Genomic DNA, 12,295 nt, shown 5'->3' with positions numbered 1-12,295 from the left:
AACTGATAGCGAGTATTAGATACATTGGCAACAGATGAGAGCCCGGCTACCGCAGGCGGTTCCCCGTCGCCGCGGAGAAGAAGTACACCTCGCCCGGCTTCGGCTGCAGGTGCAACCTCTCCCCCGCGGCGACGGTGCGGGTGCGATCCACCCGCACCACCACCTTCCCGGACGTGCCGGACCCGTACACGAAGGACTCCGCCCCGAGTTCCTCGAGCAGGTCGGTCTCGACCGTGTACGAGTCCTTGCGCCACGCCCCCACCAGCGTCCACGCCTCCGGACGCACCCCGACGATCACGGAACCGTCCCCGATCGCCGAGTGTGGCACCGGAATTCGCAGGTCGCCCAGCTCGGCGACGCCGTCGCGGATCGGGGTGTCCATGAGGTTCATCCCGGGCGAGCCGATGAACCCGGCGACGAACGTGTTGACCGGGTTGTCGTAGAGATCGCGGGGCCGGGCGACCTGCTGGAGGCGCCCGCCCTGCATGACCGCGACCCGGTCGCCCATCGTCATGGCCTCCACCTGGTCGTGGGTGACGTACACGGTGGTCGTGCCGAGCCGGCGCTGCAGGCCCGCGATCTGCGAGCGCGTGCTCACCCGCAGCTTGGCGTCGAGGTTGCTCAGCGGTTCGTCCATGCAGAACACCTTGGGGTGCCGCACGATGGCCCGGCCCATCGCGACCCGTTGACGTTGCCCGCCAGACAGTTTCGCCGGTTTGCGATCCAGTAGCGGTTCGAGTTCGAGCATGCGCGCCGCTTCCAGCACCCGCTCGGTGCGTTCCACCTTCCCGACGCCGGCGTTGCGGAGCGCGAAACCCATGTTGTCGGCGACGGTCATGTTCGGGTACAGCGCGTAACTCTGGAACACCATGGCCACGTCCCGCGCCCGGGGCGGCAGCGCGGTGACGTCGGTGCCGCCGATCGCGATGCGGCCCGCCTCCACGGCCTCGAGGCCGGCCAGCATCCGCAGGCTGGTCGACTTACCGCACCCGGACGGACCCACGAGGACGAGGAACTCACCGTCCGCGATGTCGAGGTCCAGCCGATCGACCGCGGGTCGATCGGCTCCGGAATAGCGGTAGGTGACACCTGCGAACTGCACGTGGGCCATGAATGTTCCTTCTCCTCCTACTGGGGCAGCTTGGGTGTGATCTGACGGTCGATGATCTGCTGGAGTTGCGTCCCGACGCCCGCGAACGTCGTCGCCACGTCCGCGTTCTGCAGCGCGATCTGTTCGAGTCCGGTGCCGATGATCTGGTCGCCGCCGGGTACGAAGACCCGGGCGTAGTCCTGCGACCGGGTCTTCGCGAGCTGGTCGACGGCGGTGCGCGCGTTGGGGTTCGCGGCGAGGTACGCCTTCATGCTCGGGTCCTCGACAGCGGACTTGCGGACGGGCATGTACCCGACGTTCTGGGAGAAGTACGCGGTGTTCTCGCCGTTGGTCACGAAGTCGATGAACGTCAGCGCGTTCTTCTTCCGCTCGTCGGAGATCCGCGCCGGAATCGCGAGGCCCGCACCGCCGGTCGGGCAGCCCGGCGCGCCCGACGCGGGGAGGAAGGCGGTGCCGAAGTCGAACGCGGCCGACTTGGTGATCCCCGACAGGTCACCGGTCGACGCGATCGTCGAGGCAAGGATGCCCGCGCCGAATTCGTTGGCGATGTCGCTCGACACGGCCGCGTATTTCTTCGTGTGGATCATGTCCTTCAGGAACGTCCCCGCGGCGAGCGTCTTCTCGTCGCCGAACGTCAGGTCCCACTGGTCCGAATACGCCCCGCCGAACGTCCAGACCGGTCCCTCGAACGTCCAGCCCAGGTAGTTCTTGGCGTCGCCCCAGCCGTGGGCCAGCTTGCCACCGCCCATCACCCGCTGCAGTTCGGGACCCCATTCGTCGAACTCCTGCCAGGTGGCGGGCCCGCGATCGGGCAGTCCGGCCTGCGTCCACACCTGCTTGTTGTAGTAGAACAGCGGCGTCGACCGCGCGTACGGAAGGGCGTAGTGCTTGCCCGCGAACAGGTAGTCGGCGAGCAGCGAATCGACGTAATCGGAGGAGTCGACCCCGACCTCACCGAACAGTCCGTCGAGCGGTTCGATGGCACCGGTCAGGGCGTAGTTGAACCACCAGACGTCCGACAGCACCACGACGTCGGGCAGTTCGCCGCCCGACAGGGCCGCGTTGAACTTCTGCGACACCTCCTCGTAGTTCTTTCCGCCGTCGACGAGGTTCACGGTGAGATCGGGGTATTTCGCCTGGAACCGGTTGATCAGTTCACGTTCGACGTCCTGGGACTTGCCGGGGTGGTTGGACCAGAACGTGATGGTGTTCGCGTCGCCCGCCGCACCGGACGTCGCCGACGAGCCCGACCCCGACCCGGCACACGCCGTCAGCGCGGCGCCGGCGGCCACCGCGCCCGCCAGCCCGAGGAATCCCCGACGGTTCATCCGATTCATGTCTCTCCTCGTTCTCCGCTATCCCTTGACCGCACCCGATGTGAGGCCCTTGATCATGTGCCGTTGCAGCACAAGGAAAACCGCGAGAATCGGCAGCATCGTGAGTACCGTTCCCGCCATGACCGGGCCCCAGTTGGTGAGCCCGTCGTTGTTCTGGAGTTGAGTCAGCCCGATCGGCAGCGGCGCGACGGACGCATCGTCGGCCATCAGGAACGGCCACAGGTATTCGTTCCACTCGGTGACGACGGTGATGATCGCGAACGCCACCATGGTGGGGCCCGATACCGGCAGGACCACCCGCCACAGCAGCCGGAAGTGGCCCGCGCCGTCCATCCGGGCGGCCTCGATGATCTCGGTGGGTATCGACAGGAAGTGGTTGCGCATCAGGAACGTTCCGAACGCGACTCCGGCGAGCGGAACGATGATGCCGTGAAAGCTGTTCCGCCAGCCCCATTCGGCGACGAGTGCGTAGTTGGAGATGACCGTGATCTGGTTGGGCACCATCAATGCGGCGATGATGCCGAGGAACACGAGGTTCTTGCCCGGGAACCGCAGGAACACCAGACCGTAGGCGCTGAACACGCCGAGCGCAAACTTCACGACGGCCAGCACCCCGGTGATGATCACCGAGTTGCGCAGGAACGTCCAGAACGGCACCGACGTGGTGGCCTCCGAGTAGTTCTCGGGATGAAAGGTGCCGCCGGGCCACCAGGTGACCGGCAGGGTGTAGACGTCCGGACGATCCTTGAAGGACGTCATCACGATCCAGTACAGCGGCAGGGCCACCATGACCAGCACCGCCACCGTCGCGGCGTATCCCAGGACCGTCACGAGCGCTTCCCGCCGGCGATGGTCACGGGCCGGGTCTGCCGTCACCGGCACATCCGTGCTGCGCTGATCGCACACGATGTCCGCGGTCACCGGGCGTCACCGCGATCCATGATCCGCACCTGGTAGACGGTGATCCCGAGCAGGACCAGGAACATGATCGTGGCAACGGTGGCGCCGTAGCCGGCACGGAAGTTGCGGAACGACTCGTTGTAGACCTGGTAGACCATCGTGGTGGTTCCGGTACCGAGTGGACCGCCCCGGGTCATCACGTTGATGATGTCGAACACCTGAAGGGAGCCCAGCATCACCGTGATCGAGAGGAAGTAGGTGGTCGGACGCAACTGCGGGAGCACGACCCGGCGGAACGTCGTCCACCGGCCCGCCCCGTCGATCTCCGCGGCCTCCGTCAGCTCACGTCGCGTACCCTGCAGTGCCGCAAGGTAGATCACGAACGTGTAGCCGAGGTTCTTCCACATGTAGGTGACCGTCACCATGAACAGCGCCCAGTGCGGATCCTGATAGAAGTCGGGAACGGAGTCGACCCCGGCACGGTGCAGGAGGTCCTGGATCAACCCGAATCGCGGATCGAACACGAACTGGAACGCCACGCCGATCGCGGCGCCCGAAATGACGAACGGCGCGAAGATCGCCGAGCGGACGAGGTTGCGGCCGTGCAGGTTACGGTCCAGCAGCACGGCGAGCGCGAGACCGGCGACCATCGATCCCACGACGGTCGCGACGGTGAACACGACGGTGTTCCCGACGATCTGCCAGGTGTCGGGCCGGCTCCACCACTCGCGGTAGTTGCCCCAGCCGACGAACGTGGCGACGGGGTCGGCGATGTTCCAGTCGAAGAACGACAGCCGGATGTTGTCGACCAGGGGCCGGTAGGTGAACAGAACGAGCAGAACCAGATTGGGGCCCACCAGCGCTGCGAACAGCGCGTAGTCCCGCCACGGACGCCCGAGCAATCCCTGCTTTCCCGGCGACGGCAGGGTTCGTTCCGGACTCGATCTCACTGCCGCAGTCTGACGACCGTTTACGAATAGCCGGTAAATTGCCGTAGCCCGCACATTGAACTGTGCGGGCTACGGGAAGAACGCGGTCGGATCAGGTTCAGCGGTTCCAGTCGCCGAGACCGTCGGAGCCGTTCAGCACGCCGCCCGCGGTGTTCTGCACGACCACGGCGTCGCCCTTCTTCGAGTTCTCGTAGAACCACTTGGCGTCCTCGGTGCTCACGTTGAGGCAGCCGTGGCTGACGTTCGTGTTGCCCTGGGCGTCCACCGACCACGGTGCGGCGTGGACGAAGATGCCGCTGTACGACATGCGCGTGGCGTACTCCACGTACGTGCGGTACCCCTCGGCCGAGTCGACCGGGACACCGTACGTGGACGAGTCCATGTACATGTCACGGAACTTGTCGCCGATGATGTACGTGCCGTTCGGCGTCTCGTGATCGGTCTTACCCATCGACGTCGGCATGGTCTTGACCACTTCGCCGTTCCGGGTGACGGTGATCTGCTTGGTGTTGTCGTCCGCGGTCGCCACCAGCGCGTCGCCGATGGTGAACGCGGAGTGCGAATCGCCGGAATCCACGGTGACCTCGGTGTTCGCGGGCCAGAACTCGGTGGGCTTCCAGCGCACCTGGCTGTCGTTGATCCAGTAGAAACCACCCTCGACCGGCTGGCTGGTGGTGACCTTGATCGCACGCTCGGCGGCGGCGCGGTCGCCGATCGCCTCGTTGAAGCGGATGATCACCGGTTGCGCGACACCCACGACCTCGCCCGCACCCGGGTTGAGGGACGGAGCCGAGAAGTTCGCGGGCGCGGGTGCCGGTTCGGGAAGCGGCAGCTGCGGCGCGCCGGGCAGTCCCGGCAGGGTGGGAAGACTCGGAATCTCCGGTCCACCGGGAAAGAGCGGCGCGGCCTGTGCGGCCCCGACCAGCGCAGTTCCGGAGACGACGGCCCCGGTCAGTGCGACGGCGACGCGCGAAGACCAGTGCTTGTTCCTGGAAAAACCGATTCCTGACTTGCCCATATGACCACTCTCGTTCGACGACGTGTGCAACGCGCGTCCCCGACGGACCTATCAATCGCGCACTGCCATTAACACACATCATCCGGCCGCGAGCAATTTGCCCGCAATCGTTGCCGCTCCGCGGCCTGCGGGGAAGTGGAGTCACCATGTGGTCAAGAAGCGCTCACGATCAGGTATCGGCGCGGGCGGCGGCGAGCATGCTCTCGATGGTGATCAGCTTGGTGCGCGTCCGGCCGGCCGCCCTGCCCCCGGCACGTTCGGTCTTGTCGATCCGCTGCCAGCCCTGGTAGTCGACGGCGTCGGGCGCACGCTCGGCGATCAGCCGGTCGAGGGCCTCTCGTTCGGCGGGCGCGTCGAGCCGCCCGGCGGAGAAGTCGTCGATCAGCATCCTGACCGTCTCCGCGGAGCAGTACTTGTTGGTGCCGATCACGCCGGTCGGCCCGCGTTTGATCCAGCCGGCCACGTATACGCCGGGCACCGGCGCTCCGGTCTCCGGATCGATCACCCTGCCGTTCTCGTTGGGGATGACGCCGCGCCGGTCGTCGAAGGGGAGATCGGCCACGGGTTGACCGCGATAGCCGATCGAGCGCAGCACCAGGCCGGTGTCCAGCGTCGTGGTGACGTCGGACGGTTTGGCGCTGAGCCTGCCGGATGCGTCCGCGACCAACTCGTTCTTCGCGATGCGCACCGATTCGACAGCGTCGGTGCCGAGAATCTCCACGGGTGACGTCAGGAAACGCAGTACGATCCGCTTCTTCGCCGGATCTGCGGTGCGCCGTGCGAACTCCTCGACCTGCCGCACCTTGTGGCGCTGCGACGGCTCGGCCTCGTCGCCGTCGATGAACGCGCGGCTCGCCGGGTCGAGCACCGCTTCCTCCGGGTCGACGACGATGTCCACGTTCGGCATTCGCCCGAGCGCCAGGAGTTCGGGGTTGGTGTAGGCGGCCTGGGCGGGGCCCCGGCGGCCGAGAACGACGACCTCACGGATGTTGCTCGCCCGCAGGGCCTCGAGGGCATGGTCCGCGAGATCCGTCTTGGCCAGGATCTCCGGATCGGTGACGAGGATGCGGGCCACGTCGAGTGCCACGTTGCCGTTGCCGACGATGACGGCCCGCTGCCCCGACAGGTCGAACGTGCGGTCGGCGTAGTCGGGGTGACCGTTGTACCAGGCCACGAACTCGGTGGCGGCGTGGCTGCCGACGAGATCCTCGCCGGGAATGCCCAGCGCGCGGTCGCCTGCCGCGCCGACCGCGTAGATGACGGCGTGGTGGTGCGCGAGCAGTTCCTCGTGGCTCACGTCCCGGCCCACTTCCACGTTGAAGTGGCAGTGCACCGTGCGCTTGCCGACGACCGAGCGGAACTGGTCCGTGACGCCCTTGGTGCCCGGATGGTCCGGCGCGACACCGGCGCGCACCAGCCCGTACGGGGTGGGCAGCCGGTCGAAGATGTCGACCTCGACGCGTGGCTTCGCGGTCAGTTCCATCGCGGCGTAGCAGGCGGCCGGGCCCGACCCCACGACCGCGACGTGGAGCGTGCCGAGGGCTGCGTCGATCTGCGGCAGCGTGAGCGGCTCGGGCCAGTCGGGGCCGATGGGGTGCTTGGTGTAGTACTGCGCGTTGATGTCGAGGTACGGCTCGTCGACCTCTTCGAGGTCGTTCTCCGCGTAGATGGCCTCCACCGGGCACTCCTCGACGCAGGCCCCGCAGTCGATGCAGGTGTCCGGGTCGATGTACAGCATTTCCGTGGTGGCGAACGGCTTCTCGTCCGGTGTGGGATGGATGCAGTTGACCGGACAGACATCGACGCACGAGGCGTCGTTGCAGCACGGCTGCGTGATCACATAAGCCACGGTTCTCCCCTACCTGAGTACGCGCAGTTCGACGTCGGGATGTGACACCAGACTATAACGTGTTCCAATTTTGCGCGAGAACCGTGCGGATGTCAGACCGCGTCGCCCGGCTCCACACGGAATCCGACCTTCACCGTGACCTGGTAGTGCGCGATGGCGCCGTTCTCGACGTGGCCCCTGGTCTCGACGACCTCGAACCACTCGACGTTGCGCACGGTCTCGTTGGTCCGCGCGATGGCGTTCTTGATGGCCGCGTCGGTGCTGTCGCTCGACGAACCGACGACCTCGACAACTCGGTACACGTGATCACTCATCAGGATTCCTTTCGTGGTTACTTGCCGTTCCGGACGATCGCCTGCGCCTCGACACCGAGCCGGGCCAGACGAAGATCACCGAGAGCCGTGAGGGAACTGCCGAGGCGGTTGGTGACGAAGCCCAGGGACAGTCCGCTGTCGAGGTCCGCGTAGGCGCCGGACCCGCCGACGCCGTAGTGCCCGATCGCGTTCCGTGGTTGTTCCCGGGACGCGAGGATCGGCCGGTGGTAGCCGAGAGACCACTGCGGCCGGATACCGAGGACGTAGTCGCGGTCGCTGGTCTGCACCTGCGACATCTGCGCGATGGTGGACTTGCGCAGGAACCGGTGCCCGTCCAACCTGCCTCCGTTGGCGATGGCGCCGTACATGCGCGCGAGCGCCCGCGCGCTGAACACGCCGTTCCAGCCGGGCATCACCGCGTCGTGCACCGCCGGGTTCCGGATCAGCATGTCGAATCCCTGAGGCATTGCCGCCTCGGCGAGGCCGCGGGTGGGGCCGACGAGCGAGAGCACGTTCGACGTGAGCTCCCAGTTGAGCCCGGCCGGGTTGATGTGCGGAAACAGCTTCGCGATCCGCGGACGGTGCTGTCCGGGAACCTGATACCAGAAGTCGTCGACGCCGAGCGGGCCGGCGATCTCGTCCTGCACGACCTGGACGAACGGCTTTCCGGTGACGCGGGCGATCAGTTCGGCGACCAGCCACCCGTAGGTGACGGCGTGATACCCGGGACCGCGCAGCCTGCGCGGATCCGCAGGGGTGGCCGCGAGGGCCTGGACGACGGCGTCGTAGTCGAGGAGATCGAGCGGGCTCCGCATCAGACCCCGGACCTTGTGCAGTCCGGCTCGGTGGGTGAGGAGTTCGCGGACGGTGATGTCGGTTTTGCCTGCCGCGCCGAACTCGGGCCAGTAGCGCGCGACGGGCGCGTCGTAGTCGATCAGCCGGCGTTCGGCGAGCCGGTGGACGACCGTGCCGGCCACGCCCTTTCCCGTCGAGAACGACAGGGCGACGGTGTCGCGGTCCCAACGGCGGTCGCGGTCGGCCCAGCCCGCCCAGATGTCGAGGACCTTCTCACCCCGGAAATACGCGGTGAGCGCCCCGCCACCGTGCTGAGGTTGCCGGTACATCGCGAAGAACCGGTCGGCGAGCGGCAGGAACCGCGGGTCGACGTGCAGCTCCGTCCGTGGCACGGACTCGGGCCGGGGAACTCGAACGCTGGTCGTCATCGACCACCTCCGATCTCACTGCCGTATGTCCTACGGCAGTTGCGTCAGCCCATTGTGACTACCGTCACCATACGACGCGGACCGGGGTGCCGTTCAGGGAAGGCGCCACACTGTTATGCCATCGCTCAGACACGCTTGACCTGCAAGGAAATTGATGGCGAGCGACGGTCCTGCGGCGCACACCACGCCCTTGGCCGGATCCGCGACGAGCGCCTGCCCTCCCGGACCGCTCAGCACCAGCGCGGGACCGGCACTGTCGACCGTTCCGATGGCGACGCTCTCGGGCCCGACCGCCACCGCGGCGACGGCGCCACGACGCGCCTCGGCCGCACCGACACCGCCGCCCAGTCCGGCGCCGAGCGCTGCTCCCGCATGGGCTGCGTCGGCGAAACCGACACCGTCCGTGCCGAACGCCGCCGAATTGCTACTCGTATCGGCGTTGGCCCCGCACGCGGTGCGGTCGACGACCGTGGTGTGGCCCCGGCCGGGTGGTGACACACAGGAGAGGGAGACGGCCGACGAGGTGGCCGGCGCGATCATCAGGGTCCCGAGTGCCGTCGCGACGACACCGAGGGCGAGTCCGGCAGTACGGACTGTCGTACGTTCCATGAAGACCTCACATTGTTCCCGACCCGACCGTGCCGAGCCTACGTGAGCGCCGGCTATTTGCGGTCTCGGTCCCGACTCGGTTGTACCCGCTTGGGTTCGCCCGGCATCTTCGGGTAATTGGGTGGGTACGGGAGATCGCCGAGACCGTTCGCGGCGTCCCGTTCCGCCATCTCCAGCAGCACGTCCAGCGATTGCGCCACGTCGCCCAAGGTCGCCATGGGATCGCCGCGCTTCGCGAGCAGCGCGGGCACGGTCGCGATGGTGAAGTCGTCGGGGTCGACGTCGACGAGTTCCTCCCAGGTGACCGGCGTCGACACGGTCGCGATCGGCGTCTTGCGGGCCGAGTAGGCGGACGCGATGGTCTTGTCCCTGGCGTTCTGGTTGAAGTCGAGGAAGATGCGTTCGCCGCGTTCCTCCTTCCACCAGGACGTGGTGGCGCGGTCGCCGCTGCGCCGCTCGATCTCCCGCGCGAGGGCGATCCCGGCGCGCCGCACCTCGATGAAATCCCAGCGCGGTTCGATGCGGAGATACACGTGCAACCCGCGGCCGCCCGAGGTCTTGGGATAACCGACGAGACCGAGTTCGTCCAGCAGCGGCCGGAGAACGTCCAGCGCTACCGCCCGGGCGTCGTCGAATCCGGTCCCCGGCTGCGGGTCCAGGTCGATGCGCAGTTCGTCGGGGTGATCGACGTCGGGGCACCGGACCGCCCACGGATGGAACGTGATGTTGCCGAGGTTCGCCGCCCACACGATGTTCGCGGCACTCCGCACGCGGAGCACGTCGGCCTTGCGGCCGGACGGGAACGTGACCTCGCACGAGTCGACGTGGTCGGGGCGCTTCGCGGGAACCCGCTTCTGGTAAATCTCCTCGCCCTCGATACCGTCCGGGAACCGTTGCAGGTGCGTCGGCCGATCGAACAGGGCGGTCAGCAGCGCACCGTTCAGTGCGACGGTCCGGTAGTACTCCACCAGGTGCCGTTTCGTGCCGCCCTCGGCGCCGAGTTTCGGGTAGTAGATCTTGTCGGGATTCGACAGCCGCACGGCGACGCCGTCGACGTCGAGTTCTTCGGCAGGACTCGCCATCTAGGAACCTCCGGCCAGGACGTCGGCAAGGTCGTATCGCACCGGGACCTCCAATTGTTGGAACGTGCACTCGTCGGGTGTCCGGTCCGGGCGCCAGCGCAGGAACCGCGCGGCGTGCCGGAACCGGGCACCCTCCATCTGGTCGTACGCCACCTCGACGACGCGTTCGGGGCGCAGCGGCACCCAGGTTCGGTCGTTGCCCGACTGCCACCGCGTCGGCGCCCCGTCGGCCACGACGTCGTCGCCGACGCGCAGTTCGTCGAGCTCGGCGAGCAGTTCGACCCGCCGCGCCGCCGTGAACGCCGACGCACCGCCGACCATCGCCATCTGGTCGCCGTCGTACAGTCCGAGCAGCATCGACCCGATCCCCGGCTGGCTCTTGTGCGGCCGGTATCCGATGACGACGCAGTCGGCGGTGCGGGCGTGCTTCACCTTCACCATTTCCCGCTTGTTGGGCAGGTACGGGCCCACCAGCTTCTTCGCCACCACCCCGTCGAGTCCGGCGCCCTCGAACGCCTCGAACCACTCGGTGGCCGTCGCACTGGATTCGGTGGCGGCGGTGACGTGGCAGCTGGGTCCACCGCCGATGGTGTCGACGAGCTGCGCGCGGCGCACGGAAAAATCCTCCCGGGTGAGGTCGCGGTCGCCCAGGGCGAGCAGATCGAACGCGACGAACTGCGCCGGGGTCTTCTCGGACAGCATCGTCACCCGGCTCTCGGCCGGATGAACGCGCTCCGACAACGACTCCCAGTCGAGCCGGGTGCGGCCGTCGATGCTGCGCGGGACGACGAGTTCGCCGTCCACCACGCACCGCTCCGGCAATTCGTCCTTCACCGCCCGGACGAGTTCGGGAAAGTACCTGGCCAGATCCTTTCCGCCGCGGGACCCGAGCACCACCTCGTCGCCGTCGCGGAAGACGAGGGTGCGGAAACCGTCCCATTTCGGTTCGTAGGACCAGACGAGCCCGGACTCCGGTTGCGCCGGAACGGACGACGCAGCCTTCGCGAGCATCGGCTGTAACGGAGGCATCACGGGGAGATCCACCCGTCCATACTGTCACCACGATTGGCAAATCGGACAGCGATGTAATCAAATAATGCGCGACACGGCAATCGCGGTGGACACGATCGAGGTGGCAAGGTCATCTCGGAGGAACGGGTGGCGGACGGTCACCTGACGGAGGGGTCAGACATGACAGGGTTAGTTCGGCGGGTGTGTACCGCAGTCGTCGCGTTGTCGGCGACGGCAGTTCTGGTGGCCGGGTGCGGTTCGGACACGACGCCCACCGCGGTGCCGGAGTCGGGTGCGTCCGCGGCCACCTCGTCCAGCGAATCGACCACCGTGATCAACGGACAGGAAGGCGAGGACGCCGGCGGCGACGTCGACTTCGAGGTCGCGATCGGTGAGTGCGTGAAGCTCGGCGGCACCGTCTCCGACGCCGAGATCGACAAGGCGGTGTGCGGCAGCGCCGATTCGAACTACAAGGTGATCGCCAAGGCCGCGAAGAACAGCCAGTGCATCAGCGATGCCGACTCGTACTACTACGAAACCCTCGGCGGCGTCGAGCAGGGCGCGATCTGCCTCGACGTGGACTGGGTCGTCGGCGGTTGCATGGACGTCGGTGGCGAGGATCCCGCGCGCATCGACTGCGGCGACACCACCGCCGTCGACGGTGTGAAGGTGACCGAGATCGTGCAGGGCGCCACGTCCGTGGACTCGTGCAGCACGTCCTCCAACGGATACGAATACCCCGAGCGCAAGTTCGTCGTCTGCGTCGACGAACTCTGACCGGAGGCAACGGCCGGCTGCGGGCAGTGCCCGCAGCCCGCCCCCCGCACCACCCCCCCCCGCGGGTGTAGTTAGTGGTAACGCCCGCCCCCGGGAGCAAAAAAACAGACCCGG

At 67.2% G+C, this 12,295-nt stretch carries 12 protein-coding genes; 1 reads left to right on the top strand and 11 read right to left on the bottom strand.

Features of this window, described 5'->3' with window-relative positions; all coding sequences use genetic code 11:
- Positions 1 to 46: 46 nt before the first annotated feature.
- The 11 genes from ACFWAY_RS36535 to ACFWAY_RS36485 form a co-directional block, all read right to left on the bottom strand.
- On the bottom strand, positions 47 to 1,111 hold the full coding sequence (locus ACFWAY_RS36535; RefSeq protein ID WP_378513949.1) for an ABC transporter ATP-binding protein: 1,065 nt from the start codon (positions 1,109 to 1,111) through the stop codon (positions 47 to 49).
- 17 nt (positions 1,112 to 1,128) lie between these two features.
- Positions 1,129 to 2,448, bottom strand: coding sequence for an ABC transporter substrate-binding protein (locus ACFWAY_RS36530; protein ID WP_378513948.1), 1,320 nt, complete (start codon positions 2,446 to 2,448; stop codon positions 1,129 to 1,131).
- A gap of 18 nt (positions 2,449 to 2,466) precedes the next feature.
- Positions 2,467 to 3,324, bottom strand: coding sequence for a carbohydrate ABC transporter permease (locus ACFWAY_RS36525; protein ID WP_378513981.1), 858 nt, complete (start codon positions 3,322 to 3,324; stop codon positions 2,467 to 2,469).
- A 41-nt stretch (positions 3,325 to 3,365) separates the two neighbouring features.
- Entirely contained in the window at positions 3,366 to 4,337 is a 972-nt protein-coding gene (locus ACFWAY_RS36520) for a carbohydrate ABC transporter permease (RefSeq protein WP_378453317.1), read from the bottom strand.
- Positions 4,338 to 4,395: 58 nt separating this feature from the next.
- A complete protein-coding gene (locus ACFWAY_RS36515; protein ID WP_378513947.1) occupies positions 4,396 to 5,316 on the bottom strand; it encodes an Ig-like domain-containing protein in 921 nt (306 codons plus the stop codon).
- A gap of 169 nt (positions 5,317 to 5,485) precedes the next feature.
- Positions 5,486 to 7,165, bottom strand: a complete 1,680-nt coding sequence (locus ACFWAY_RS36510) for an FAD-dependent oxidoreductase (RefSeq protein ID WP_378513946.1) — start codon at positions 7,163 to 7,165, stop codon at positions 5,486 to 5,488.
- Positions 7,166 to 7,257: 92 nt separating this feature from the next.
- The gene (locus tag ACFWAY_RS36505; RefSeq protein WP_025431948.1) at positions 7,258 to 7,479 is read right to left on the bottom strand and encodes a dodecin; all 222 of its coding nucleotides are present in this window, start codon (positions 7,477 to 7,479) and stop codon (positions 7,258 to 7,260) included.
- A gap of 17 nt (positions 7,480 to 7,496) precedes the next feature.
- Complete coding sequence (locus tag ACFWAY_RS36500; protein ID WP_378513945.1) at positions 7,497 to 8,702, bottom strand: serine hydrolase domain-containing protein; 1,206 nt, start codon at positions 8,700 to 8,702, stop codon at positions 7,497 to 7,499.
- A 93-nt stretch (positions 8,703 to 8,795) separates the two neighbouring features.
- A complete protein-coding gene (locus ACFWAY_RS36495; RefSeq protein ID WP_378453272.1) occupies positions 8,796 to 9,311 on the bottom strand; it encodes a DUF6764 family protein in 516 nt (171 codons plus the stop codon).
- Between the two features lie 53 nt (positions 9,312 to 9,364).
- The gene (locus tag ACFWAY_RS36490; protein WP_378513944.1) at positions 9,365 to 10,393 is read right to left on the bottom strand and encodes a DNA polymerase domain-containing protein; all 1,029 of its coding nucleotides are present in this window, start codon (positions 10,391 to 10,393) and stop codon (positions 9,365 to 9,367) included.
- Complete coding sequence (locus ACFWAY_RS36485) at positions 10,394 to 11,437, bottom strand: ATP-dependent DNA ligase (protein WP_378513943.1); 1,044 nt, start codon at positions 11,435 to 11,437, stop codon at positions 10,394 to 10,396. It abuts the gene before it with no gap.
- A gap of 147 nt (positions 11,438 to 11,584) precedes the next feature.
- Between ACFWAY_RS36485 and ACFWAY_RS36480 the strand changes: the two genes are divergently transcribed.
- On the top strand, positions 11,585 to 12,181 hold the full coding sequence (locus tag ACFWAY_RS36480; RefSeq protein ID WP_378453269.1) for a hypothetical protein: 597 nt from the start codon (positions 11,585 to 11,587) through the stop codon (positions 12,179 to 12,181).
- The last annotated feature ends 114 nt before the right edge of the window (positions 12,182 to 12,295 follow it).

Origin of the sequence: Rhodococcus sp. NPDC059968 (genome assembly GCF_042738615.1) — a bacterium.
GTDB lineage: Bacteria > Actinomycetota > Actinomycetes > Mycobacteriales > Mycobacteriaceae > Rhodococcus_F.
The sequence above is the reverse complement of the archived record's forward strand: the minus strand, read 5'-3'. Positions and strand labels throughout refer to the sequence as shown.